This window comes from Klebsiella sp. 141240 (assembly GCF_050600805.1).
Lineage (GTDB): Bacteria > Pseudomonadota > Gammaproteobacteria > Enterobacterales > Enterobacteriaceae > Klebsiella > Klebsiella aerogenes.
The window spans coordinates 473,856-499,078 of sequence record NZ_JAQIRK010000002.1; the positions used below are offsets into that span (position 1 = coordinate 473,856).

A 25,223-nucleotide genomic window follows, 5' to 3' on the forward strand; every position below is an offset into this window, starting at 1 on the left:
TAGAGCCTTACCTTTAGGCTATTAGTCCGGATAACCCTGCGGATGACGGGACTGCCAGTGCCAGGTGTCCTGCGCCATTTCGTCAAGGTTGCGCGTCACGCGCCAGTTCAGCTCGCGGTCGGCTTTGGCGGCGTCAGCCCAATAGGCCGGGAGATCGCCATCGCGGCGCGGCGCGAAGTGATAATTAATCGGTTTACCGCAGGCTTTGCTGAAGGCGTTGACCACGTCCAGCACGCTGCTGCCGACGCCTGCGCCAAGGTTGTAGATATGAACGCCGGCTTTATTCGCCAGTTTTTCCATGGCCGCGACGTGGCCGTCGGCGAGGTCCATCACGTGGATGTAGTCGCGCACGCCGGTGCCGTCTTCGGTCGGGTAGTCGTTACCGAAAATCGCCAGTGATTCGCGGCGGCCGACGGCAACCTGGGCGATATACGGCATCAGGTTGTTCGGGATGCCCTGCGGATCTTCGCCCATATCGCCTGATGGATGCGCGCCGACCGGGTTGAAGTAGCGCAGCAGCGCGATGCTCCAGTCCGGCTGGGCTTTCTGCAGGTCGGCGAGGATCTGCTCAACCATCAGTTTGCTTTTACCGTAGGGGCTTTGCGGGGTACCGGTCGGGAAGCTTTCAACATAAGGGATCTTTGGCTGGTCGCCGTAGACGGTCGCGGAGGAGCTGAAAATAAAGTTTTTAACGCCGGCTGCGCGCATAGCGGAAACTAATTTAAGTGTACCGGTGACGTTATTGTCGTAATATTCCAGCGGTTTGGCGACGGACTCGCCGACGGCTTTCAGGCCGGCAAAATGGATCACCGCTTCAATAGCGTGATCGTGCAGAATTTCCGTCATCAGCGCTTCATTACGAATATCGCCTTCGACAAAGGTGGCTTTCTTGCCGCCGAGACGTTCAATGACCGGCAATACGCTGCGTTTACTGTTGCAGAGATTGTCGAGAATAATCACATCATGTCCCTGCAGCAGCAGCTGTACGCAAGTATGACTTCCAATGTAACCGCTACCACCTGTGACCAGTACTTTCATGATTCGCTCCAATAGGCTTATCGTGTGAGAAGAAGATAGCATACCAAAGAAGGCAAAAGTGTGACACAGGCTAAAATAGTGGAATCGTTTACACTTGATGGTGTATTAAGACTGATTTTATGTAATTATTTATAAAACAGTGTGTTGTTGTGGTTTTTGGTTATTTCTCTGAAAAAATACAGGGATCCGCAGACCCCTGTATAGCGCTATTCCGCCAGCGCGCCGAGACGGTAAGTGTAACCGTCTCCACTGCGAATGAACTCCAGACGGTGAGTGATGCAGTCAGGGGCATCTTCGGCGTGATGCGATACAAACAGCAGCTGCGTGGCCCCTTCGCTAATCAAAACATCAACAAAACGACGTACCAGTTGACGATTCAGCGGATCCAGCCCCTGTAACGGTTCGTCGAGTATCAGTAGAGTCGGATGTTTAACCAGCGCGCGAACGATCAGCGCCAGCCGCTGCTGTCCCCACGACAAACTATGAAACGGGGCGTCGGCGGTGCGTTTATCAATGCCGAGTATATCCAGCCAGCGCTGGACCAGCTTGTGCTGCTTATCAGAGACCGCCTGATAAATGCCTATCGAATCAAAGTAGCCGGAAAGGATCACGTTACGCACGTTTGTGCTGACGCGGTATTCCAGATGCAGGCTGCTGCTGACATAGCCAATATGTTTTTTGATGTCCCAGATGGTCTCGCCGCTGCCGCGACGGCGGCCAAAGAGCGTCAGGTCGTTGCTGTAACCCTGCGGATGGTCACCGGTGATCAGGCTTAGCAATGTGGATTTTCCCGCGCCGTTAGGGCCGACAATTTGCCAGTGTTCGCCGGGGTTCACCGTCCAGCTTAGCTGGTTGATGATCGCTTTATCGTTATACGACACCGTGCCGTCGTTAAGAACGATAAGTGGAGCGTTCTCTGCTAAGTCATGCCGTGCGGCGGGGGCATCCGGTTCAGGTAGCGTCATACCGGCCAGTTTTTCGCTATGCGCCAGTTGGGCAACCAGCGCCTGCTGTAATAACGCCTGTTTCTCGCCGGTTTCGCTCAGCGTGCAATCCGCCAGCACGCCGGCATATTCAATGAATTCCGGGATTTCGTCAAAGCGGTTGAGTACCAGTACCAGGGTGATACCAGCCTGATGCAGGCAGGCCAGCAGGTCGGCTAACTGTTGGCGCGAAGCGACATCCAGGCCATCAAACGGCTCGTCGAGGATCAGCAGATCGGGGTCGCTCATCAGCGCCTGGCAGAGCAGCGTTTTGCGGGTTTCGCCTGTCGACAGATATTTAAAGCGCCGCGTCAGCAGGTGGCTAATGCCAAACTGCTCCGCCAGCCGGGCACAGCGCTCCGGATCGCGTTTTTCATCTTCGATGATTTCCGCGGTAGTGCGCCCGGTATCCTCTTCGCCGGGGCTCAGCATATCGGTGTTGTTGCGTTGCCACTCGTCGCTGACCAGTTTCTGCAGCTGTTCAAAAGAGAGGCGAGTGATACGCTGAAATGCGCTTTCGCGCAGCCCGTTGAGTAAAGTCAGTTCGCCGGCCAGCGCTCTGGCCAGCGCCGATTTACCGCTACCGTTACTGCCGACGAAAGCCCAGCTTTCGCCAGCGCGCAGCGTGAGGCGATCGATATGTAATGTTTTGGTATCGCTAAGACGAAACGTACCTTGCGAAATTTGCAATGATGACATTGTGTATCCCACTTTTTGCAGCGTTGTGCTTCAGGGATACGACTTCACGGCAATAAAGTCAATGCCATTAGCATAAGGTCGCCAGAATGATACGATCGGCATTGAAGTAAGCGATCGCCTGCGCGCCTTCCTGCAAACCGTCGGTTTGCGCCGTTGGCAGCGTGGCGCACAGGTTTTGCCCATCCGGCAACGCCATGATAACTTCGCACCGATCCGGCCCGCGTTCAATGTGGCTGATGCGCCCGGTAAGCTGGTTGTCCGCCTGCTGCGCTACGGCGTGGTCAAGCGTGATGCCGACCCACGGCGCTTTCAGCAACACCAGTACTTCCTGGCCTTCATCAAGCCCGAGGCGGTCGGCGCTTTGAGCGGTAATGGCGACTTTAAAACGGGTCTGACCGTCCGCCAGCAGCACGTCGACATGTTGCTGTACCTGCTGGTGGTCGCGACCGGTGATGGTGCCGAACCACTGGTTGCGGGCGCTGGTTTGTAACGAGAAGCGGGAAATCGCAGCCAGCAAACTGTCGAGGGGCAGGGCGTCATCGTCGCTTAACACATCGAAGGCTTTTTGTTGAATCTGCGCCAACAGATCGTATAACTGAATCAACCGCTGGCCATAGCGGGTCAGCACCGCGCCGCCGCCGCCTTTGCCGCCGGTGGCGCGGTCGACCAGCGACTGTTCGCTGAGCTGGTTCATTTCGTTGATCGCATCCCATGCGCTTTTATAGCTGATACCGGCGTTCTTCGCGCCCTGGCTAATTGAGCCAGTCCGATCGATCTGCTTGAGTAAGGCTATTCGGCGGGGATCGGCGAACAGGCGCTGCTGAAGCTTAAGCGTAAGAAGGATTTCGGCCTGCATAATCAATTCCTGACGTAAAAAGCGTATTGTGAACGATAGCGCCCATCTTGCAACAGGCATCTGCCGCGGCGGCGGCGAGGCACCGCACAAATGGGGCGTGTTTTTCCGGCTGAAATGGTTACAATGAAGTATTCGTACTATCTGGAGCCAACCATGTTAGAGCTGTTGAAAAGTCTGGTATTTGCTGTCGTCATGGTACCTGTGGTGATGGCGGTCATCCTCGGTCTGATTTACGGCCTCGGTGAAGTGTTTAACCTTTTCTCCGGCGTCGGTCATAAAGACAGCAGCCAGCAAAATCACTGATTCCCCAACGCCCGGTCCGCCGGGCGTTTTCTTTTGTACCGATCCCGATTCCCCCTAATTGACGCTGTGAAATTCTCACCATAGTCGTTATATTATCTACTACATAACGAATAAACAGGAGTTTCCAATGGCAGGTCAATGGTCGCGTTTTCTCACCGGAGCGGCATTAACGCTCTGCGTTTCTGGTCATGCGCTGGCGCAGGACGGCAAAATTACCGTTTTTGCCGCGGCGTCGTTAACCAACGCTATGCAGGATATCGCGCAAGCGTATAAAAAAGAGCATCGTGTCGACGTGGTCTCTTCCTTTGCTTCTTCCTCCACGCTGGCGCGGCAGATTGAAGCCGGCGCGCCCGCCGATCTGTTTATTTCAGCGGACCAGAAATGGATGGACTATGCCGTAGACAAAAAATCAATCGATACGGCTTCCCGCACTACGCTGCTGGGCAATAGTCTGGTGGTGGTCGCGCCGAAAGCCAGCGATCGCGGCGATATTGCCATTAATGATAAAACCGACTGGACCAGCCTGCTGCAAGGCGGACGTCTGGCGGTCGGCGATCCGGACCACGTGCCGGCAGGGATCTACGCGAAAGAAGCGCTGCAGAAACTCGGGGCCTGGGAGACGCTGTCGCCGAAGCTCGCGCCGGCAGAAGACGTGCGTGGCGCGCTAGCGCTGGTGGAGCGCAACGAAGCGCCGTTGGGCATCGTCTACGGCTCTGATGCCGTCGCCAGCAAGGGGGTCAAAGTGGTGGGCACCTTCCCGGAGGAATCGCACAAAAAAGTCGAGTATCCGCTGGCTATCGTTGATGGGCATAAAAATGCTACCGTAACCGCGTTTTACGACTACCTCAAAGGCCCGGAAGCCTCGGCTATCTTTAAACGTTACGGATTCACCACACAGCAATGATTTTAAGCGATCCCGAATGGCAGGCGGTACTGCTGAGCCTGAAAGTTTCATCCCTGGCGGTGGTTTGCAGCTTACCTTTTGGGATCTTTTTCGCCTGGCTGCTGGTGCGCCGCCATTTTCCCGGCAAAGCGTTACTCGATAGCATTATACATTTACCGCTGGTGCTGCCGCCGGTGGTGGTCGGCTATCTGTTGCTGATTTCCATGGGGCGACGCGGCTTTATCGGTAGTTGGTTATATGATTGGTTTGGTCTGACTTTCGCCTTCAGCTGGCGGGGGGCGGTGCTGGCGGCGGCGGTGATGTCATTTCCGCTGATGGTGCGGGCGATACGCCTCGCCCTTGAAGGGGTGGACGTGAAACTTGAACAGGCGGCGCGCACCCTCGGGGCTAATCGCTGGCGGGTATTTTTCACCATCACGCTGCCGTTGACCCTGCCGGGCATTATTGTCGGCACGGTGTTGGCCTTCGCCCGTTCGCTGGGGGAGTTTGGCGCGACGATCACCTTTGTCTCAAACATTCCTGGCGAAACGCGCACCATTCCTTCCGCGATGTATACCCTGATTCAAACGCCCGGCAGCGAAGGCGCCGCCGCGCGGTTATGCATCATCTCTATTGTTCTGGCGCTGGTATCGCTGCTGGTGTCCGAATGGCTGGCGCGCCTTAGCCGTAAGCGGATGGGAAAATAACTATGCTGGAGCTCGATTTTAGCCAGACGTTGGGCAATCACTGCCTCGAAGTGCATGAAACCCTTCCCGCCAGCGGCATCACCGCTATTTTCGGTGTCTCAGGCGCGGGCAAAACCTCACTGATTAATGCTATCAGCGGGCTGACGCAGCCGCAGCAGGGGCGCATTGTGCTCAATGGCCGGGTGCTCAATGACGCGCGACAGCGCATCTGCCTGGCGCCGGAGAAGCGGCGTATCGGTTATGTGTTTCAGGACGCGCGGCTGTTTCCGCACTATAAAGTGCGCGGCAACCTGAAATATGGGATGGCTAAAAGCATGGCCGCGCAATTTGACAAGCTGGTGGCGTTATTGGGCATTGAGCATCTGCTCGAACGGCTGCCCGGTAGTTTGTCCGGCGGCGAAAAACAGCGGGTGGCGATTGGCCGCGCCCTGTTGACCGCGCCGGAATTGCTGCTGCTGGATGAGCCGCTGGCCTCGCTGGATATTCCGCGAAAGCGCGAATTACTCCCCTATTTACAGCGGCTGGCGCGCGAGATCCATATCCCGATGCTGTATGTCAGCCACTCGCTGGATGAAATTCAGCACCTGGCCGATAACGTGCTGGTGCTGGAAGCGGGAAAAGTGAAGGCGTTTGGCGATCTCGAAACGGTGTGGAGCAGCAGCGTGATGCATCCGTGGCTGCCGCAGGAGCAGCAGAGCACGATTCTTAACGTCTCGGTGATCGCGCAGCATCCGCAGTATGCAATGACCGCGCTGGCGCTGGGCGATCAGCAACTATGGGTTAATCAGCTGGCGCGAGAGCCGGGCGAAGCGGCGCGTGTTCGTATTCAGGCGTCGGATGTGTCGCTGGTGCTGGAGCACCCGCGACAGACCAGTATCCGTAATATCCTGCGCGCGCAGGTTGTTGATTGCGTGGAAACCAACGGCCAGATTGAGGTACAGCTTACGGTCAGCGGCAGAACGCTATGGGCGCGAATTAGCCCATGGGCGCGGGATGACCTGGGCATCACCGCAGGTCAATGGCTGTATGCGCAAATTAAAAGCGTATCGATCGCGGCCTGATTACAGCAAGTTACGATTGATAAAGTCGGCGATGCTGGTGGTTTCGTTTTCACCAATCACCACTTTTGCCCGCGCTTTTACTTCCTCAACCGCGTTACCCATCGCCACGCCGGTCCCGACGGCTTCCAGCATGCTGAGATCGTTGTAGTTATCGCCAAAGGCGATAACATCCTGCATGGATAATCCTTGCGCGGCGACCCACTGCGCCAGGCGTTTGCCTTTGCTATTGCCGGCGCGGGCGATATCCACCTGATCGTGCCACGACCATTCGCATTCCAGGCCCAGGTTCTGGCCGACGGTCTGCGCGAAGTCCTGTAGTTTCGGGATATTTTCATCGGTGAGGGCGAATTTCCACACCGCCTGCACTTCACGCGCCGCCTGGGCCAGAGAATCCACCTGGGTGAAAACCGGGCGCTGTTCAACCGGCAGCGACTGCGCCCAGTTAGTGGTGCGTATCACGTGGCCGGTCGGACGTTCATAAAGCATGGCGTCATCAACGTACATCAGACCGTGAATATCGTGTTCGGCGAGCATGTTGGTGAGGCTGAGGGCTTTATCTACCGGCATCGGATCGGCCTCGAGAACCTTTTTTGCATGATAATCATACAAATAAGTGCCATTACAACAAATTGCAGGTGTATCGAGAGCCAGTGCCTGATAAAAAGGATGGATAGCGACGTGATGTCGGCCGGTTACGACGATCACCTGATATCCAGCCTCCCGGGCGCGAGCCAGCGCATCGAGCGACGCCGGAAGAATCGTTTTTTTTGAGGTCAGTAGGGTGCCGTCTAAATCGAGGGCGATCACGCGTGAGGTCATGTGTTGGTTCCGGTAAATGGTGAAAAAGGGTCTGCCATGATGGTACACGGCTTCGTCTCAGGGGCAAATTTTTCAGCATCTACCGTTAAAAACGTCTATACCATTCATCGTTGCGCCGCGCGCCGGATGAAATGTATAACGATGTCCACGAGCAGTTTCACGAGCAGTGAGGAAAGGAGTAGTCATGAAACAAACCGTATATACCGCCAGCCCGGAGAGCCATCAGATTCACGTCTGGAGCCTCAATGCTGAGGGAAATCTGACATTGGTTCAGGTTGTTGATGCCCCGGGCCAGGTGCAGCCGATGGTGGTAAGCCCGAACAAAGAGTATCTCTATGTCGGCGTTCGTCCGGAGTTTCGCGTCCTGGCTTACCGCATTGCGCCAGATAATGGCGCGCTGACTTTCGCCGGTGAAACCGCGCTGCCGGGGAGCCCGACGCATATCTCCACCGACCATCAGGGCCGTTTTGTTTTCAGCGCTTCCTACAATCAGGGCTGCGTGAGCGTGACGCCATTGATTGACGGCCTGCCGGGCGAAACGGTCACCGTCGTCGAGGGGCTGGAAGGCTGTCACTCGGCCAATATTTCACCGGACAACCGCACGCTATGGGTCCCGGCGCTGAAGCAGGATCGTATTTGCCTGTTTAATCTGAGCGATGACGGCTATCTGGCCGCGCAGGAGCCGGCGGAAGTCACTACCGTGGAAGGCGCCGGTCCGCGGCACATGGTGTTCCATCCGAACCAGCAGTACGGCTACTGCGTGAACGAACTGAACAGCTCGGTTGACGTGTGGGAGCTTAAAGATCCGCACGGGAAAATTGAGTGCGTGCAGACGCTGGATATGATGCCGCCAGATTTCACCGGCGTGCGCTGGGCTGCGGATATTCATATTACGCCGGATGGCCGCCATCTGTATGCCTGCGATCGTACCGCCAGCATTATCACCATCTTCAGCGTTTCTGAAGACGGTAGCGTACTGTCTATTGAAGGCTACCAGCCGACCGAAGCGCAGCCGCGCGGCTTTAATGTCGATCACAGCGGTAAGTATCTGATTGCCGCCGGGCAGAAATCGCATCATATCGCGGTATATGAAATTGCCGGCGAGCAGGGGCTATTAAAAGAGAAAGGACGTTATGCCGTTGGTCAGGGCCCGATGTGGGTAGTGGTTAACGCGCATTAATTTGCTATTGATAGAAAAAAACCTCGCGCCGGCGAGGTTTTTTTATTCGGACTGACAGGCCTAAATATCATCCATCGTATAGCCGACGACAATTTCCAGCGTCTTACGAATCACATCCGCGGTAACCACGTTATCGGCGGTTTCCAGGGCATTGATCAACCATAAAATAAGCGCCTTATTGCTCAGATGCCCATCTGAGCTGAGGATACTGTCGATTGCCAGCGACATGACCGCAGATTCATCGACTAATTTATCTCCGGCGCTGCGGAAATATTCTGAGAGCGCTGTATCCTGCAGTCCTGCGTAAATATCTGATTGCTGATGCATAGTCTGTCTCATCATATTCTCACTTGTTTATTAAACTTGATCGGGGATCAGTGTATTTTATTGCCCGTCGGTTCGACGTTACTATCCACAACAACGGCTCTGTTTTCCCACTGGCCGTTAATCTTTTTAATGACTGGAGCGTGATTGCCGCGCGTCGTGAGTCTGACGCTAATTTCATCAATAACGGCAATAATTGCATTCCTTCGCTGGTGGTTCGTTTCCGCTGCCTGCATTAACCGAAGTTTGACTAGCAGCGTCGGAATATTAATTGGCCGGTTTGTTTTAAGAAGAGATAAAACTGCCTCGCCGATAATCTCATCGCTAACCCGATCTGATTGAGTGCTTTTCATCATCGTCCCTCTGCATGCCTCGTGTTCCTGTAAGCCAGGTCAGGTGCAGGCCGACAGTCAGCGTTTACTCCTGACGCTCAAACAGCAGGCCAATCAACGTTTGATAATGATCTTCTTCTTCGGGGGCTCGTGCGACGTCAAGACGGCTCAGTAACTTGGTGCAAAGCGCTTTGCGGTTCAAATGCCGCCCTTCGGTGAGAATGTCCATCACGATTTCGCCCAGCGTCTCCTGCTGAGAAGGTAACGATGCTTTGTTGAAATACTGGGCTATCGCGTTCGCTGTATCTGGAATGTAACCATTCTGCTGCATATGCGCTCCTTTAATTTCACTCATCTGTTAACTGTGAGTAAACTTATACAATAACTTGTAACTTGTACATAGCGTGTTGCGCAATAAATCGCGTTTAGAGTATAGTCTATTGAAATTTATTGATAAATTTATTGTTTTTTTATTTTGTGTAAAATTGCCATGAGGGTTCTAAGCGTGACAATCTGTACAAGATTATGCGGCCAGGCGGCGTCGTGTGTTCAATTTTTGTTAATATAAATACTTGTTTCGCAAGACGTATCGAACAGTAACTGCTACTGTGAATGCTTATACCTCTCATCTGGAACCGCTATGCTCACCACCATCATTTATCGCAGCCATATCTGCGACGATGTCTCATTCAAATCGCTCGAGTCGATGGTTGCTGCGGCTAACGAGAGAAATGGTCAGGCGGATGTCACCGGTATTTTACTTTTTAACGGCACGCATTTTTTCCAACTCATTGAGGGGCCGGAAGAAAACGTACAGCAAATTTATCGGCATATTTGCGCGGACCCGCGTCATTACAATCTGGTGGAGCTTCTGTGCGATTACGCGCCGTCTCGCCGTTTTGGTAAGGTCGGCATGGAGCTGTTTGATTTAAGGGAACACGATCGCGATGCGGTACTACAGGCCGTGCTGGATAAGGGGACGACAAAATATCAGCTGACTTACGACGACCGGGCGCTGCATTTTTTCCGTACCTTTGTCGAAGCGACGGAAAAAGAGAACTACTATGAAATTCCGTCAGCTGATAGCTGGGATTTTATTGCCGATGAGAGCTCGTTTTACCCGGCCGTGCCCTGTATCGACCGTGCTGAAACATGCTGTTTTGCTTTTCAGCCGGTGGTTGACCCTTTTGCCTGTGAAATAGTCTCCTGGGAAGCGCTGCTGCGTACCGTTGACGGAGAACCGCCTGCGGCCTATTTTGCCGGTTTGTCAGGCGATGAGATTTATGTCGCGGATTTGCAAAGTAAACGGGTTGCGCTGGCCATTGCTGGCAAATTAGGCCTGCGTGAACGTACCCTGACCATCAATCTGCTGCCGATGACGCTGGTGAAAGTGGCGGATGCGGTGCCATTCCTGTTAACGGAAATTCAGCGCAATGACCTGATTCCGGAACAGATAATTGTTGAATTCACCGAGCGTGAAGTGATTTCGCGGATGGATGAGTTTACCGATGCCGTACGCAAACTTAAGGGGGCGGGAATTCGCGTCGCTATCGATCACTTTGGCGCCGGTTTTGCCGGGCTATCGCTGTTGGCGCAATATCAACCGGATCGAATTAAAATCGACCAGCAGCTGATCCGCAACATCCATCGTGACGGGCCGCGCCAGGCTATCGTGCAGGCGATCATCAAATGCTGCCATTCACTGGAAATTGCCGTATCGGTGGTTGGCGTTGAGCAGGCGGAGGAGTGGATGTGGCTTGAGGCGGCGGGTATTTCTCATTTCCAGGGAAATCTGTTTGCCAGCCCGCGACTGGCTGGTCTGCCGGCAATCCTCTGGCCGGGGAAAATATGATCCATCCTGAGATAGCGTAAACGCACTTTCATCCTTTTTCCCGCACGCTGTGAGCTGCAACCTGATATCTTTATCTGTACAAGAAAAGAGAGTTGTACAGTATGCCTAAATTCGTTAGTTTAGGCGCTAAAGTATCAGGTTGAGATAAGGCGGCTTATGGCTTTTTACAGTATCGGTGAAGTAGCCGAGCGTTGCGGAATCAATCCGGTCACCCTTCGAGCCTGGCAGCGGCGTTACGGTTTGCTGAAACCGCAGCGTAGCGAAGGCGGGCACCGTCAGTTTGATGAAGAAGATATTCAGCGAATCGAAGAGATTAAGCGCTGGATAGAACGTGGCGTTTCAGTGGGCAAGGTGAAAGCGCTGCTGGAAGGCCAGCTACCTGCCGCACGCGATGAATCTGCCCAACTGCAAGAAGAGATGATGAGTATCCTGCGCTATATGCAGCCGGCAAAAATCCGCGCCAAAATCACCGCATTAAGCCATCAGTATCCTGTCGACACCCTGCTTGATAGCCTGTTTGCGCCGGTGCGCCAGCGGCTGAAGCTCGATCAAAACACCTCGCTGGTTATTAGCAGCATGCTGGATGGCATTTTGATTGATTGCGTGGCGCTGTTTTTAGCCGAGTCGCGTAAGAAAAATGGCAAGGAGACGCTGCTGGTGGGGTGGGGGAATGAAGACCGCACCGGCCTATGGCTGGAAGCCTGGCGCCTTTCGCAGCGTGGTTGGCACGTCAACGTGCTGGCGGAACCATTAGAATCTCCCCGCCCGGAACTGTTTCCTGGGCAACATATTTTCGTCTGGACCGGGCGCGCCGCCTCGCCGCTGCAGCTGGAGCTGCTGGGCCACTGGCAGGAGCAGGGCTTCAGTATTCACTTCCACGGTAACGAATAAAAAAACCTGCCTTGTAAGTGAGGCAGGTTTCTGTTTGCTTACGTCGCGCGTGCTTACAGATGGATTTGACTCCAGGACTTAAATGTTTCGCTACGGCTGATATTAAAGAAATCTGTCCTGCCGCTGCAGCCCAGTTTTTTTATCAGATTCAAACGGATTTGATAAATTGTCTTAATATGCAAGTTGAGCGAGCGGCCAATACTGGCAATGGCTTCGCCATTACTGATGAGCTGAATGACTTTCTTTTCTCGCTCGGTAAACTGCACCCGTTCACCAGGGGAGGTATGCGTTTTATAATACCGGGTGGGTTGATTGAGAAATGTTTTTAATTCTGCTGGCGTCGATCTGGCGGGGATGCGTAACATTGGCAATTCGCTGAGAAAATTAAGATCGTTGCCTTCGGTTAATAAAACAAAAACCGTCTCCCGGCGATTATATTTATGTTGTAATACCGAAAAATAACTGTCGCTGGTAAAAAAGACATACTTTTTACTGAAACACCTTTCTGGCAGCGTACGCAGAATGAGGCTAATGCCGCTCAGAAGATAGTGGTTGTCAATCCACAGGTCGTAGCGTTCGGAACAAATGTGCGTGTGTTTACTGAACATTTTGGTCTCCACGAAGCGGGTGGACGAATTAATGGTGAATACCGCGGCGTAGAATATCCAACGCCTGCAAATAGAGATCAGAAAGTATTTCATTACTTTCTGTTTGCAGTCGCTGGTTAATCTCGGTAATTAATTGAAGGTCATCAACTGTTTTATTTTCTTGCAATAAGCTATTTTCAATGTTTTTCAGCAATGCGCAGTTAGCAATAAACTGCACGGGAATTGTATTTTTGATGTGCATAACCCTGAATCTCCCACGCGAAAAATAAAAGCCGCTGGCGTAAACGATTTGCTCATCGTTTACGCCAAAACATTGCGGACAGGCAACGGTAAAGCAGGAACCACCTCAAAATAACCGCGGTATCGGCGCAGAGTGCTGACCCGAACGCCCGCGCAAAATCGAGCTACCCGTCAACTATAGACGCTCAGAACAAACTTGTACAAATTTCTGCGAAAAAATTTGTACACGTTAAATTTTTATTTGCCGAGTTAATTGTATTTTATTGATATTATTGAATTTGTTTTATTGTGTCATTGTACAATTAGAGCGGTGAATATCTCTGAAAAATGACCGGCGCTCACTGCTCGGGGTTATACTTGTCGGCCAAGAAGGTGAAGAAAAAGGGAATGCGATGAAACTATGGCCAATTCTGACCGGGGTAGCGGTATCGCTGGCGCTAGTCGCCTGTAAGACCCCCACGCCGCCTCGAGGTGTCAAACCGATAAACCACTTTGATGCCAGCCGTTATCTGGGGCGCTGGTATGAAGTCGCGCGCCTGGAAAACCGTTTTGAACGAGGTCTGCAGCAGGTGACGGCAACTTACAGCATGCGTGATGACGGCGGCATTCGCGTACTTAATCGTGGATTTGACCCGCGCAACAACCGCTGGCGTGAAAGCGAAGGCAAAGCCTATTTCACCGGCGCTTCCACCACGGCAGCGCTGAAAGTCTCGTTCTTCGGTCCCTTCTATGGCGGATATAACGTGATCGCGCTCGACGACGATTATCAATACGCGCTGGTGAGCGGGCCAAATCGCGACTATTTATGGCTACTTTCGCGCACCCCGGATATTCCGACCCACATCCGACAACAATACCTTGCCCTGGCCGCTGAGCTCGGTTTTGCGGTTAACAAACTGGTCTGGGTGCCGCAGGCGAAGGCTTAAACTATCGCCTGCCGCAGGGTGTGCGCCGCATCGTTGAGCGCGGGCGCCGGCATACGGCCGATCAGCGCAAACTGGTAGCCGCCGTGGCGCCACCAGCGCAGGTTCATGCCCTGTCGCTGCTCATTTTGCGGCGGCGAGGCGGTTTGCCGGGCGGCGGGTGAAATACAAAGCGCGACCGGGCCGTAACCGGTATGCAGCCAGAGGATTTGCGTGATCGAGGTACTTTCGTAACGCAGCATACGGACCATTTTCAGCTCCGCCTCAGGCAAGGCGAGCTGGCGTCGTTCTAGAAACAGTCCTGTATCCTGCGCCGAACGACGCAGGCCACGGTCGAGCATCTCGGGTGAATTATCCACATCGGCCACGGTTTCCGCGCTATATAGCGACATGTACTGGGCTTCAAGACGGCGAATATTCTCGTCATCGTCTTCCTGCGGCGCAGGCCGCCAGAAGTAACTTGTTGCGCTACCGATAACCAACAGGCCCAGTGAGGCGCCGATCAGCGCGCGACGGCTGAAGCGCGCCTGATTTTGCGCTTTACTTTCCGACCCGGTGAGGTAGGGCGCCAGTTTCGCCTGCATCCGCGCCACGGGCGCTTCATCAAGCAGGGCGGCGAAAGCATGTTGATAAGGCTGATGATTATTCATCAACGTGGCGGTGCGGCTGGCGAGCTGCGGGTCGCGGGCAAAGGTTTCGCTAAAACGGCGGGCGTCCTCCGCGCACATTTCGCCATCAAGCCAGGCGGCAATGGCCTCGTCCTGCCAGGGTGGGGAAAAGCGAATAGGGTTCATGAGCGTTTCTCCTGCGCCGGGGGCGAAACCGCCGGCGTTTTGGCCAGCGTTTCTCGCGCGGCGGCTAGCCGACTCATAATGGTGCCAATAGGTACCGATAGCGTCTCGGCGGCTTCCTGATAACTAAACCCCTCGACATACACCAAAAAGACGGCATTACGCTGCGCCTCGGGCAGTTGATTAACCCGCAGCATCAGTTGCCGATAGCGCCACTGCGTCTCGTCCTGCTCGCCCGGCTCAGGGGCGGCCAGCTCCTCACACTCGACAAACCCCTGGCCGAGGCGGACCTGGCGGGCGCGCAGCTCTGAAATCCAGATGGAGTGCAAAATGGAGAATAGCCACCTGTCGATGCGGGTGCCGGGGGTAAACTGCGCGCTCTTTTCGAGCGCGCGAAGGCAGGTGGCCTGCACCAGCTCCTCGGCGACGTCGCGGTTGTGCGAGAGTACGAGGCCGTAGCGCCACAGGCGAGGAAGATGGGCGGCAAGTTGGCTATCAACGATACGGTTAGCGATGTTCTTATCCTTATTGATTCTGGCGAATCACGACTATCAGGATTCAGGACGTCCGTTTATTGCCGACTGAAGATCGCGGTACTCTTCGCAGCTTTGGCCGCAAATGCCGGCAATCGCCGCCAGCTGCTGTTTGGCCAGATCGGGGCGTCCTTTAACCATCCATGCCTCGCCAAGGTATTCGCGGGCTTTCGCGTAGTCTGGTTTCAGCGCCAGCGCCCGCTGATAATAGCCAATTCCTTCATCGGTTCTCCCGAGCTTACGCGTGGCGTAGCCGCGATAGTTCCACGCCTCAGGCGTATTGGCGTTGTGCAGCGTATCCAGCAGGTTAAGCGCGGCCTGATATTCCCCTTTTTTCGCCAGATGCCAGGCATAATTGGTTTTATCTTCATCGCTAAGGCTGCTGGTTTTCTGCGGGACGCATTTTTGGCTCACGCTGTCGTAGGCCTCTCCGCTCGGGCAATCCGGGGTTTGTTTGCTCGGGCTGTTATCGCCCATGGCCAACGCCGCCGGGGTATATAACAAAAATAGCAGCGCCGGAACGACTAAGCGCCTGATGGGAGAAATTTGTGCGTTCATGGTGACCTCCAGGTGGGCGAGAGACGCGATAAGGCATCGCGTTGCCGGTTCTAAGGAGTAAACGCGCAAGCGGGGGGATTTATTCGCCGTTGGCGAAAATTATTAATTGGCGTTGTGGCGAGAGTATGCGTCGATAAGAAAAGCCCGCGCTCGGGGGGAGCGCGGGCCGATAATATTACTGTTTCGGAGCGGCAACCACAAAGCTGCCCACGCCGCGGTTGTTATATTCCCACATGCGGTTGAAGCCGTTGTCGTTAAGGTTACGCTGCGGGTGGCCTTTGTCATCCTGCGCGCCAACGTTACCGCTGAAGGCGCGGTTAGAGCCGACCGCCGCCGCCCACGGTTGAGCAATGTTAAAGCCTTCATTGATGACGCTATCGCGGATCACCACCTGGCCGTTGCTGTTGCCGTCTACGTCCAGCGCGCGGCCCAGTTGCGCGACGTTATCGCCGGACGCGGTGAAGCGGCTGTTGGTCGCCAGGAAGCCGTAGGTCACGCTTTTCAGCGTTGCCGGCGCGAAAACGTAGGCTTCTTTCTGCGTACGCGAGTTCACGACGCGGAAATCGGTATTATCAAATACCACCGCGCCGCGACCGGAAACGATATCCACATCGCCTTCAATATAGCTATTGGTCACCAGCGTGCGGGTTTGACGGTTGTCCTGCAGACGGTTCTGCACGCCGCTATTGGTCACAAAGAAGGTGTTCTGGCGGCCAAGAATGTTGACCTTGTTGATCTGCACCTGGTCGCCATCGCTGCGCAACGCCACCGCCTGGTGGGTACCGGCATCGACGCTATCGCCGAGATTGTTGGCGATAGTCAGGTTCTGCAGCTGCAGGCCATTGTTCTGCGACCAGAAGACCGCGGAACACATCACGCCCACGGTGGCGGCGGATTTGCTCTGGCAGCTGTCGAACATATACCACGCGGGCTTGCCCGGCATGTATTTGCCGCCCGGATTAACCAGATGACGCCAGCTATTGCGGTCCATTTCGGAATCAATCGCTTCGCTGATTTTGACGTCGACAGGGTTTTCACCGGTACCATAAATGGTCAGGGCCCCTGGCGCGGCAGGCACGTAGACGGTACCCGCATATTCGCCCGGCATAACGGCGATAAACAGACGACGGGCAGAGTGACGGGCAATCGCCGCATCGACCGCGGCCTGAATAGTCGTGTGGGTCACGCCCTGGGCGCCCGCCGGGCCGACAATGAAATCAGGCTGCGCCGGCAGGCTGATCGCGGATGGCGTCCAGGCGGCGGCATTCGGCGTCAGCGACTGGAAATAAGCTGCCTGAGTGAAGTTTTTCGCTTCATCGGCGCTAAGAATTGGCCGTGCGGTATTGCCCGGTGCAGTCTGCGTTGAGGGCTTTTGATCGGCAGGCGTCGAGCTACAGGCGGACAGCGTCACGCCGAAGGCCAGCGCCAGCGCCAGACGGGAAACGGAATATGTGTTCATGTTGCTCCGGGCGATAATATGCAAAGTTACATACCCTTTGTGCGCGACAGGGTATAAGTCCTTTAAAACCTGCTGTTTTATACTAACTTGAACGAAACGGGAAGATGCCAGTTCAAAAACTTCACTTCTTTACGCAACGCGAAGCGCTGACGGAACGTCTTTAGTCACAAAAAAATAACATTTACCCGCGCTTTTATTGACATTACCGGCGTTATGAAAATAAATGTCTATACAACCCATGACAAGTTGAACGCTATGACTGAAGCCACCTCTGAACTCGTTATCTGGCGAAACGCGCGTCTCGCCACCCTGAACCCTGATTATTGCCAACCGTACGGCCTGCTGGAGCGCCATGCGCTGCTGGTGCGTAACGGCCGCATTGAGGCGATCGTCGACGATGCTGATGCCCCGGCGGGGCGTCGTATCGACCTCGAAGGCCGGCTGCTGACGCCGGGCCTCATTGACTGCCACACGCACCTGATTTTTGGCGGTAGCCGGGCGCAGGAGTGGGAGCAGCGGCTGAACGGCGTGTCGTATCAAACCATCAGCGCCAACGGCGGCGGCATTAACTCCACCGTGCGCGCCACGCGCGAAAGCAGCGAAGCTGAACTACTGGCGCTGGCGCAGCCGCGTCTCGCTCGCCTGCTGCGTGAAGGGGTGACAACGCTGGAGATTAAATCAGGCTACGGTCTCGATCTGCAAAACGAACGCAAAATGCTGCGGGTCGCCCGAAAACTGGCCGACGACAACGGAGTGGAACTGTCGGCGACGCTGCTCTCCGCCCACGCCACGCCGCCGGAATATCATGGCGACGCCGATGGCTATATCTCGCTGGTCTGCGAGACCATACTGCCGACGCTGTGGCAAGAGGGGCTGTTTGAAAGCGTTGACGTCTTCTGTGAAAACGTCGGCTTCAGCCCACAGCAAACCGAGCGCGTCTTTCAGGCCGCGCAGGCGCTGGGCATTCCGGTAAAAGGCCACGTTGAGCAGCTCTCGTCGTTGGGCGGCGCTCAGCTGGTGAGCCGCTATCACGGGCTTTCCGCCGACCATATCGAGTATCTGACGGAAGAGGGCGTGGCGGCGATGCGCGAAAGCGGCACCGTGGCAGCCCTGCTCCCCGGCGCGTTTTACTTCCTTAACGAAACCCGCAAACCGCCGGTGGAACTGCTGCGCAAGTACCAGGTGCCGATGGCGGTGGCGACCGATTTCAACCCGGGCACCAGTCCCTTCGCTAGTCTGCATCTGGCGATGAACATGGCCTGCGTCAAGTTTGGTTTAACGCCGGAGGAGGCCTGGGCCGGGGTGACTCGCCATGCCGCGCGGGCGCTGGGGCGACAGGAGAGTCATGGTCAGCTGGCGGCGGGCTTTGTCGCAAACTTCGCCATCTGGGATGCCGAGCATCCGGTCGAGATGGTGTATGAGCCGGGGCGCGCGCCGCTCTGGGGGCGCGTGGTACGAGGAGAACTGCAATGATGCTGTGGCAAGCTACGCCCGCCAACCTTTGGCAGGGGCGTGATGATAGCGCGGAAGCGCCTAATGCGCTGCGCCTGTTCCAGACCATCGCCCGCGCGGAACGCTTCGCGCCGCAGGAGATGCCCGGCGATATCGCGCTGCTCGGCTTCGCCTGCGACGAAGGCGTACGGCGTAATAAAGGTCGTACCGGCGCCGGACATGGTCCGGAAACGCTACGCCGGGCGTTGGCCAATATGGCCAGCCATCAGGGCCATGACCGCTGCGTGGATATGGGCACGATTAGCGTCGACGGTGAACAGTTAGAAGCCGCGCATCAGGCGCTGCGCGAGGCGGTAGCCGCCTGTCAACGCGCCGGCAAACGCACGCTGGTGCTGGGCGGCGGCCACGAGACGGCCTTCGGCCACGGCGCTGGGGTACTGGATGCCTTCCCGGGCGAAAACGTGGGCATTATTAATCTCGACGCGCATCTGGATTTACGCTTTGCCGAATGCGCCAGCTCCGGGACGCCGTTCCGCCAGTTGGCGCTGGAGTGTGAAGCGCAGCAGCGAGGTTTTCACTATACCTGCATCGGCGTGAGCCGGGCGGCGAACACCCAGGCGCTGTGGGATGAAGCGGCGCGCCGCCAGGTGAATATAGTTGAGGATCTGGAGGTTCTGGAGGCCTTCGAAACTCGCGTGTTGCCGGAGCTTGAGCGCAATATCGCGCAATTCGACCGTCTGTATCTGACTATCGATCTCGACGTGCTGCCGGCGCGCGAAATGCCGGCGGTTTCCGCGCCGGCGGCGCTGGGCGTGCCGCTGGCGACCCTGCTGCGGATCGTAGAGCCGTTGTGCCGCAGCGGTAAGCTACAGGCGGTGGATTTGGTCGAGTTTAATCCGCAATTTGACATCGACGGACAGGGCGCTCGCGCGGCGGCCCGTCTGGCATGGCAAATCGCCCATTGGTGGCGCTAGCGATCCGCGCTATTATTTTCTTTTCGCCGCTCCGCTTATTACGCATAAGGAAAGCCAGGCCATGTTTGCACAACAACCTCGTTCCGCGCCCGCGCCTTTCTATGAAAAGGTGAAGCAGGCGATCAGCGAAAAGATCCACCGCGGCGAGTGGCGTCCGCACGACCGAATTCCCTCGGAGGCTGAACTGGTCGCCCAGTTCGGCTTCAGCCGCATGACCATCAACCGCGCGCTGCGCGAGCTGACGGATGAAGGCTTGCTGGTGAGGCTACAGGGCGTCGGTACCTTCGTCGCCGAGCCGAAAGGGCAGTCGGCGCTGTTTGAAGTGCGCAGCATAGCCGATGAGATTGCCTCCCGCCGTCACCAGCACCGCTGCGACGTGCTGCTTTTAGAGGAGACCGAAGCGGATGTTATCCAGGCGGAGGCGCTCAACGTCGCCGAAGGCACGCGTATCTTCCATTCGCTGATGGTGCATTTTGAAAACGAGGTCCCGGTACAAATCGAAGATCGCTGCGTCAATGCCGCGGTGGTGCCGGACTATCTATTACAGGATTACACCGCCACCACGCCGCATGATTATCTATCGCTCATCGCGCCGTTAACCGAAGGCGAACATATTGTCGAGGCGGTGCAGGCAACGTCAGAAGAGTGCGCGCTGCTGCGCATCATGCCGCACGATCCCTGTCTGCTTATTCGCCGCCGAACCTGGTCGACGACGCATATTGTCTCACACGCTCGCCTGCTGTTCCCCGGCGCGCGCTACCGTCTGCAGGGCCATTTCAGCTCGTAATTTCCCCTGGCGTCAGCAAAACGTGATTGCTGACGCAATATAACAAAATTGTATCATTTCTGTTAAATCCTGGCTTGCGTAGAGTTGTATAGACAAGTATATGTATCTACGTACACAACGTTAATTGTCAGGAGAAACCCCGATGTCGCAAAGCAAATATCGCCAGCTGGACGTACGTGCCCCGAGAGGCACGACGCTGACCGCCAAGAGCTGGTTGACCGAAGCGCCGCTGCGTATGTTAATGAATAACCTCGATCCCGATGTCGCCGAAAACCCGCATGAGCTGGTGGTCTATGGCGGTATTGGTCGCGCTGCGCGCAACTGGGAATGCTATGACGCTATCGTGAAGGCGCTGAAAAACCTGGAAAGCGATGAGACCCTGCTGGTGCAGTCCGGTAAACCGGTCGGCGTATTTAAAACGCATGAAAACTCGCCGCGCGTGCTGATCGCTAACTCCAACCTGGTTCCGCACTGGGCTACCTGGGAACACTTCAACGAACTGGATGCCAAAGGGCTGGCGATGTACGGCCAGATGACCGCCGGCAGCTGGATCTACATCGGTAGCCAGGGCATCGTACAGGGCACCTATGAAACCTTCGTCGAAGCCGGTCGCCAGCACTATCAGGGCAGCCTGAAAGGCCGCTGGGTGTTAACCGCCGGTCTGGGCGGCATGGGCGGCGCGCAGCCGCTGGCCGCGACGCTGGCAGGCGCCTGCTCGCTGAACATTGAATGTCAGCAGAGCCGCATCGATTTCCGTCTGCGTACCCGCTACGTGGATGAACAGGCCACTTCTCTGGATGACGCCCTGGCGCGCATCAAAAAATATACCGCCGAAGGCCGCGCTATCTCTATCGCGCTGTGCGGCAACGCCGCGGATATCGTTCCGGAACTGGTGAAACGCGGCGTGCGCCCGGATATGGTCACCGACCAGACCAGCGCCCACGACCCGCTGCACGGCTATCTGCCGAAAGGCTGGAGCTGGGAAGAGTATCAGCAGAAAGCCGAATCCGATCCGCAAGGTACTATCCTGGCGGCTAAACGCTCGATGGCCGATCACGTTCAGGCGATGCTGGCCTTTAATGAAATGGGCGTACCGACCTTCGACTACGGCAACAACATCCGCCAGATGGCGCAGGAAATGGGCGTCAGCAACGCTTTCGATTTCCCGGGCTTCGTGCCGGCGTATATCCGCCCGCTGTTCTGCCGCGGTATCGGCCCGTTCCGTTGGGTGGCGCTGTCCGGCGATCCGCAGGATATCTACAAAACCGACGCGAAAGTGAAAGAGATCATTAAAGATGATAAGCATCTGCACCACTGGCTGGATATGGCGCGCGAGCGCATCAGCTTCCAGGGACTGCCTGCGCGTATCTGCTGGGTAGGTCTGGAGTGGCGGCAGAAGCTGGGGCTGGCCTTTAACGAAATGGTGCGTAGCGGCGAAGTCTCCGCGCCGATCGTGATTGGCCGCGATCACCTTGATTCCGGCTCCGTCGCCAGCCCGAACCGCGAAACCGAAGCCATGCGCGACGGTTCGGATGCGGTATCCGACTGGCCGCTGCTCAACGCACTGCTTAACACCGCCAGCGGCGCGACCTGGGTCTCGCTGCACCACGGCGGCGGCGTAGGCATGGGCTTCTCGCAGCACTCCGGGATGGTTATCGTCTGTGATGGTACCGATGAAGCGGCGGCGCGTATCGCTCGCGTCCTGCATAATGACCCGGCGACCGGCGTAATGCGTCATGCCGATGCGGGTTACGATATCGCCATTGAATGTGCGGCGGAACAGGGTCTGAATCTTCCGATGGTTGCGGCAACGCAGGGGAACGCTAAATGAAATCTTTAACGCTAATTCCGGGGCAACTGAGCCTGTCGCAGCTCCGCGACGTTTACAGCCACCCGCTGAACATCACCCTCGATAGCAGCGCGTTTGCGGCAATCGATGAGAGCGTGGCCTGCGTCAACGCCATCCTTGCCGAAGGGCGGACCGCCTACGGTATTAACACCGGTTTTGGCCTGCTGGCCCAGACCCGTATCTCGACGGAAGATCTGGAGAACCTGCAGCGTTCACTGGTGTTATCCCATGCGGCGGGCGTTGGCGAGCCGCTGGACGATGATCTGGCGCGCCTGATTATGGTGCTGAAGATTAACAGCCTGTCTCGCGGCTTCTCCGGGATCCGCCTGAGCGTGATCCAGGCGCTGATTGGCCTGGTCAATGCCGGCGTGACGCCGTGGATCCCGGCGAAAGGTTCCGTCGGCGCCTCCGGCGACCTCGCGCCGCTGGCGCATATGTCGCTGACGCTACTTGGCGAAGGCAAAGCGCGGGTACGCGGCGGCGAATGGCTGCCGGCGACGGAAGCGTTACGTCAGGCGGGGCTGGAGCCGATTACCCTGGCGGCGAAAGAAGGTCTGGCGCTGCTGAACGGCACCCAAGCGTCGACGGCCTTTGCGCTGCGCGGCCTGTTCGAAGCCGAAGATCTGTTCGCCTCAGCGGTCGTTTGCGGAGCGTTAACCACCGAAGCGGCGCTGGGCTCGCGTCGTCCGTTCGATGCGCGTATTCATGAGGTACGCGGCCAGCGTGGCCAGATTGATGCGGCGGCGCTGTATCGCCACCTGTTGACCGATGACAGCGCGATTTCGCAGTCGCACCATAACTGCGCCAAGGTACAGGATCCGTACTCTCTGCGCTGTCAGCCGCAGGTGATGGGCGCCTGCCTGACGCAGATCCGCCAGGCGGCGGAAGTACTGTTAGCCGAAGCGAATGCGGTCTCCGATAACCCGCTGGTCTTTGCCGCCGAAAATGACGTCATCTCCGGCGGTAACTTCCATGCCGAACCGGTAGCGATGGCGGCGGATAATATCGCGCTGGCGATCGCGGAAATCGGCTCGCTCTCCGAGCGTCGTATCGCGCTGATGATGGACAGCCATATGTCGCAGCTGCCGCCATTCCTCGTGAAAAATGGCGGCGTCAACTCCGGCTTTATGATTGCTCAGGTCACGGCGGCGGCTTTAGCCAGTGAAAACAAAGCGCTGTCGCACCCGCATAGCGTTGACAGCCTGCCAACTTCCGCGAACCAGGAAGACCACGTCTCGATGGCGCCGGCTGCCGGTCGTCGCCTGTGGGCGATGGCGGAAAACACCCGCGGAGTGCTGGCCGTCGAGTGGCTGGCGGCGGCGCAGGGGCTGGATATGCGCGAAGGGCTGACCACCAGTCCGCTGCTGGAAGAGGCGCGTCATCTGCTGCGCGAACGCGTGCCGCATTATACCCAAGACCGTTTCTTCGCTCCTGATATTGAAAATGCCACCGAGCTTTTGGCCGCACGTCACCTGACGCGTCTGCTGCCTGCCGTATTGCCTGGCCTGAATTAATCACCGTTGTTCTCTGTACCCGCGTCGGGGGGATGTCATCCCCCCGGCCGTCCTACATCGCATATTTGTCGTCATATAAAAAAACCAGGACACCTGTATATGCAACAACAACACAAACCGCATCTGCTGCGCGGGCTGAATGCCCGACACATTCGTTTTATTGCGCTCGGTTCCGCTATCGGCACCGGGCTATTCTACGGTTCGGCCTCCGCCATTAAGGCGGCGGGGCCGGCGGTACTGCTGGCCTATCTGATAGGCGGCGCGGCGGTCTTTATGGTCATGCGCGCGCTGGGTGAAATGGCGGTGCGCAATCCGGTTTCCGGCTCCTTCGGCAGCTACGCTCGCCAGTATCTCGGGCCGCTGGCCGGATTTATTACCGGCTGGACCTACACCTTTGAAATGGTGATCGTGGCGCTGGCCGACGTCACCGCGTTCGGTATCTATATGGGGTTGTGGTATCCCGATGTGCCGCGCTGGATCTGGATCCTTAGTATCATCTTCTTTATTGGCGCGATGAACCTGTGCAACGTACGGGTGTTCGGCGAGATGGAGTTCTGGCTGTCGCTGATTAAAGTGGTGGCGATTATCGCCATGATGGCGGCGGGCGCGGGGATCATCTTCTTTGGCTTTGGCCATAGTTTCCCGGCCACCGGGCTGGAAAATCTGTGGAGCCATGGCGGCTTTGCGCCAAATGGCTGGCAGGGGATCATCGCCTCGCTTGGCATCGTGATGTTCGCTTTTGGCGGCGTGGAAATTATCGGCGTCACCGCGGCGGAAGCGCAGAACCCGAAGAAGGTTATCCCACAGGCCATCAACACCATTCCGCTGCGTATTATCCTGTTTTACGTCTGCACCCTGGCGGTGCTGATGGCGATATTCCCGTGGAATAGTTTTGGCGAGCAGGGCAGCCCGTTTGTGCTGATCTTCGATGGCCTCGGGATCCCGGCGGCGGCGACCGTGCTGAATATCATCGTGATTAGCGCCAGTATCTCGGCGATTAACAGCGATATTTTTGGCGCCGGGCGCATGATGTACGGTATGTCGAAAGAGGGGCTGGCGCCGAAGTGCTTCCAGCGGATCGCCAGCAACGGCGTACCCTGGATGACGGTCGTGGTGATGGGCGTGGCGCTGCTGGTGGCGGTGGTGCTTAACTATCTGATGCCGGAACAGGTATTTGTATTGATTGCCTCGCTGGCGGCGTTCGCCACCGTCTGGGTGTGGCTGATGATCCTGCTCTCTCATTTCTCAATGCGCCGCGGTTTGTCGGCCGAAGAGCGTAGTAAGATCGAATTCCCGATCCCCTTCTGGCCGGTTGGCCCGCTGTTGACGCTACTGTTTATGGGGCTGGTGATCGCCGTGCTGGGAATGGTGGAAGAGACGCGCGTGGCGCTGTTAGCCGGGCTGGTCTGGCTGGGGCTGCTGACGGTGGTGTGGTACGCACGCGTGCGTAAAACCGCGCTGCAGGTAGCCACTGAACAGTAAGGTCAATCTCCCCGGTGGCGCTGCGCTTACCGGGGCTACGTTTGGACCGTAGATACTGTTATCGGTTTGCAACGGTTTTGGTCGGGGAAAACATGTGCTTTGTGTTAATTCCGACACATTGCGCT

The 25,223-nt window shown here is 56.5% G+C and carries 27 protein-coding genes; 14 read left to right on the plus strand and 13 right to left on the minus strand.

From position 1 onward, the window contains the following. Positions 1-21: 21 nt before the first annotated feature. From galE to modE, 3 genes are all read right to left on the minus strand, one after another. Positions 22-1,038, minus strand: coding sequence for a UDP-glucose 4-epimerase GalE (gene galE / locus PGQ95_RS05280; protein WP_045364697.1), 1,017 nt, complete (start codon positions 1,036-1,038; stop codon positions 22-24). A gap of 206 nt (positions 1,039-1,244) precedes the next feature. Next, entirely contained in the window at positions 1,245-2,720 is a 1,476-nt protein-coding gene (gene modF / locus PGQ95_RS05285; RefSeq protein ID WP_113373880.1) for a molybdate ABC transporter ATP-binding protein ModF, read from the minus strand. Between the two features lie 67 nt (positions 2,721-2,787). Further along, positions 2,788-3,576: a molybdenum-dependent transcriptional regulator gene (modE, locus tag PGQ95_RS05290; protein ID WP_087860065.1), complete on the minus strand. Its 789-nt coding sequence runs from the start codon at positions 3,574-3,576 to the stop codon at positions 2,788-2,790. A gap of 153 nt (positions 3,577-3,729) precedes the next feature. Here modE and PGQ95_RS05295 point away from each other — a divergent pair, with 153 nt between their 5' ends. The 4 genes from PGQ95_RS05295 (at position 3,730) to modC (ending at position 6,530) form a co-directional block, all read left to right on the plus strand. Then, entirely contained in the window at positions 3,730-3,879 is a 150-nt protein-coding gene (locus PGQ95_RS05295; protein WP_087860064.1) for an AcrZ family multidrug efflux pump-associated protein, read from the plus strand. A gap of 127 nt (positions 3,880-4,006) precedes the next feature. Continuing rightward, positions 4,007-4,783, plus strand: a complete 777-nt coding sequence (modA, locus tag PGQ95_RS05300) for a molybdate ABC transporter substrate-binding protein (RefSeq protein WP_316424428.1) — start codon at positions 4,007-4,009, stop codon at positions 4,781-4,783. Further along, a complete protein-coding gene (gene modB, locus PGQ95_RS05305) occupies positions 4,780-5,469 on the plus strand; it encodes a molybdate ABC transporter permease subunit (protein ID WP_015367643.1) in 690 nt (229 codons plus the stop codon). The genes modA and modB overlap by 4 nt, the downstream gene beginning before the upstream one ends. Positions 5,470-5,471: 2 nt before the next feature. Next, positions 5,472-6,530, plus strand: a complete 1,059-nt coding sequence (gene modC / locus PGQ95_RS05310) for a molybdenum ABC transporter ATP-binding protein ModC (RefSeq protein ID WP_087860062.1) — start codon at positions 5,472-5,474, stop codon at positions 6,528-6,530. On the opposite strand, the gene PGQ95_RS05315 is transcribed toward modC, so the two are convergent. Continuing rightward, positions 6,531-7,349, minus strand: a complete 819-nt coding sequence (locus PGQ95_RS05315; RefSeq protein ID WP_308958660.1) for a pyridoxal phosphatase — start codon at positions 7,347-7,349, stop codon at positions 6,531-6,533. A gap of 184 nt (positions 7,350-7,533) precedes the next feature. Between PGQ95_RS05315 and pgl the strand changes: the two genes are divergently transcribed. After that, positions 7,534-8,529 carry a 6-phosphogluconolactonase gene (gene pgl, locus PGQ95_RS05320; RefSeq protein WP_430917185.1) on the plus strand — a complete coding sequence of 332 codons (996 nt, stop codon included), beginning with the start codon at positions 7,534-7,536 and terminating at the stop codon, positions 8,527-8,529. 60 nt (positions 8,530-8,589) lie between these two features. On the opposite strand, the gene PGQ95_RS05325 is transcribed toward pgl, so the two are convergent. The 3 genes from PGQ95_RS05325 to ycgZ form a co-directional block, all read right to left on the minus strand. Beyond that, positions 8,590-8,856 (minus strand): biofilm development regulator YmgB/AriR family protein, encoded by a 267-nt coding sequence (locus tag PGQ95_RS05325; protein WP_048230714.1) that lies wholly within the window; start codon positions 8,854-8,856, stop codon positions 8,590-8,592. A gap of 47 nt (positions 8,857-8,903) precedes the next feature. After that, positions 8,904-9,209 carry a hypothetical protein gene (locus tag PGQ95_RS05330; protein WP_087860059.1) on the minus strand — a complete coding sequence of 102 codons (306 nt, stop codon included), beginning with the start codon at positions 9,207-9,209 and terminating at the stop codon, positions 8,904-8,906. Positions 9,210-9,270: 61 nt separating this feature from the next. Next, complete coding sequence (gene ycgZ, locus PGQ95_RS05335) at positions 9,271-9,516, minus strand: regulatory protein YcgZ (RefSeq protein WP_087860058.1); 246 nt, start codon at positions 9,514-9,516, stop codon at positions 9,271-9,273. Between the two features lie 309 nt (positions 9,517-9,825). Between ycgZ and PGQ95_RS05340 the strand changes: the two genes are divergently transcribed. Beyond that, a complete protein-coding gene (locus tag PGQ95_RS05340; protein WP_113373884.1) occupies positions 9,826-11,037 on the plus strand; it encodes a diguanylate phosphodiesterase in 1,212 nt (403 codons plus the stop codon). A gap of 156 nt (positions 11,038-11,193) precedes the next feature. Continuing rightward, positions 11,194-11,928 (plus strand): MerR family transcriptional regulator, encoded by a 735-nt coding sequence (locus PGQ95_RS05345; protein ID WP_087860056.1) that lies wholly within the window; start codon positions 11,194-11,196, stop codon positions 11,926-11,928. A 53-nt stretch (positions 11,929-11,981) separates the two neighbouring features. Here the strand turns inward: PGQ95_RS05345 and PGQ95_RS05350 are convergent, their stop codons facing one another. Both PGQ95_RS05350 and PGQ95_RS05355 read right to left on the minus strand, forming a co-directional pair. Beyond that, on the minus strand, positions 11,982-12,536 hold the full coding sequence (locus PGQ95_RS05350; RefSeq protein WP_113373885.1) for a helix-turn-helix transcriptional regulator: 555 nt from the start codon (positions 12,534-12,536) through the stop codon (positions 11,982-11,984). A gap of 28 nt (positions 12,537-12,564) precedes the next feature. Further along, the gene (locus PGQ95_RS05355) at positions 12,565-12,777 is read right to left on the minus strand and encodes a hypothetical protein (protein ID WP_113373886.1); all 213 of its coding nucleotides are present in this window, start codon (positions 12,775-12,777) and stop codon (positions 12,565-12,567) included. Positions 12,778-13,168: 391 nt separating this feature from the next. Between PGQ95_RS05355 and blc the strand changes: the two genes are divergently transcribed. Further along, on the plus strand, positions 13,169-13,702 hold the full coding sequence (gene blc / locus PGQ95_RS05360; protein WP_087860053.1) for an outer membrane lipoprotein Blc: 534 nt from the start codon (positions 13,169-13,171) through the stop codon (positions 13,700-13,702). Here the strand turns inward: blc and PGQ95_RS05365 are convergent. The 4 genes from PGQ95_RS05365 to PGQ95_RS05380 all read right to left on the minus strand — a co-directional run bounded on the left by PGQ95_RS05365 (position 13,699) and on the right by PGQ95_RS05380 (position 17,040). Continuing rightward, on the minus strand, positions 13,699-14,493 hold the full coding sequence (locus tag PGQ95_RS05365; protein WP_430917188.1) for an anti-sigma factor family protein: 795 nt from the start codon (positions 14,491-14,493) through the stop codon (positions 13,699-13,701). The two genes, blc and PGQ95_RS05365, sit on opposite strands and share 4 nt — an antisense overlap. Then, positions 14,490-15,023: an RNA polymerase sigma factor gene (locus PGQ95_RS05370; protein ID WP_259678467.1), complete on the minus strand. Its 534-nt coding sequence runs from the start codon at positions 15,021-15,023 to the stop codon at positions 14,490-14,492. The genes PGQ95_RS05365 and PGQ95_RS05370 overlap by 4 nt, the downstream gene beginning before the upstream one ends. Before the next feature lie 18 nt (positions 15,024-15,041). After that, positions 15,042-15,581: a tetratricopeptide repeat protein gene (locus PGQ95_RS05375; RefSeq protein WP_430917190.1), complete on the minus strand. Its 540-nt coding sequence runs from the start codon at positions 15,579-15,581 to the stop codon at positions 15,042-15,044. A 175-nt stretch (positions 15,582-15,756) separates the two neighbouring features. Beyond that, positions 15,757-17,040, minus strand: a complete 1,284-nt coding sequence (locus tag PGQ95_RS05380) for a putative acyl-CoA thioester hydrolase (protein WP_430917192.1) — start codon at positions 17,038-17,040, stop codon at positions 15,757-15,759. Between the two features lie 213 nt (positions 17,041-17,253). Between PGQ95_RS05380 and hutI the strand changes: the two genes are divergently transcribed. The 6 genes from hutI to PGQ95_RS05410 all read left to right on the plus strand — a co-directional run bounded on the left by hutI (position 17,254) and on the right by PGQ95_RS05410 (position 25,098). Next, entirely contained in the window at positions 17,254-18,513 is a 1,260-nt protein-coding gene (hutI, locus tag PGQ95_RS05385) for an imidazolonepropionase (RefSeq protein ID WP_430917194.1), read from the plus strand. Next, positions 18,510-19,466: a formimidoylglutamase gene (hutG, locus tag PGQ95_RS05390; protein WP_430917196.1), complete on the plus strand. Its 957-nt coding sequence runs from the start codon at positions 18,510-18,512 to the stop codon at positions 19,464-19,466. Before hutI ends, hutG begins: the two co-directional genes overlap by 4 nt. Before the next feature lie 61 nt (positions 19,467-19,527). Then, on the plus strand, positions 19,528-20,253 hold the full coding sequence (locus tag PGQ95_RS05395; RefSeq protein ID WP_087860047.1) for a histidine utilization repressor: 726 nt from the start codon (positions 19,528-19,530) through the stop codon (positions 20,251-20,253). A gap of 142 nt (positions 20,254-20,395) precedes the next feature. Next, entirely contained in the window at positions 20,396-22,084 is a 1,689-nt protein-coding gene (gene hutU, locus PGQ95_RS05400) for a urocanate hydratase (RefSeq protein ID WP_015367623.1), read from the plus strand. Then, positions 22,081-23,616 carry a histidine ammonia-lyase gene (gene hutH / locus PGQ95_RS05405; protein WP_015367622.1) on the plus strand — a complete coding sequence of 512 codons (1,536 nt, stop codon included), beginning with the start codon at positions 22,081-22,083 and terminating at the stop codon, positions 23,614-23,616. Before hutU ends, hutH begins: the two co-directional genes overlap by 4 nt. 99 nt (positions 23,617-23,715) lie before the next feature. Then, on the plus strand, positions 23,716-25,098 hold the full coding sequence (locus tag PGQ95_RS05410; RefSeq protein WP_015367620.1) for an amino acid permease: 1,383 nt from the start codon (positions 23,716-23,718) through the stop codon (positions 25,096-25,098). Positions 25,099-25,223: the final 125 nt, after the last annotated feature.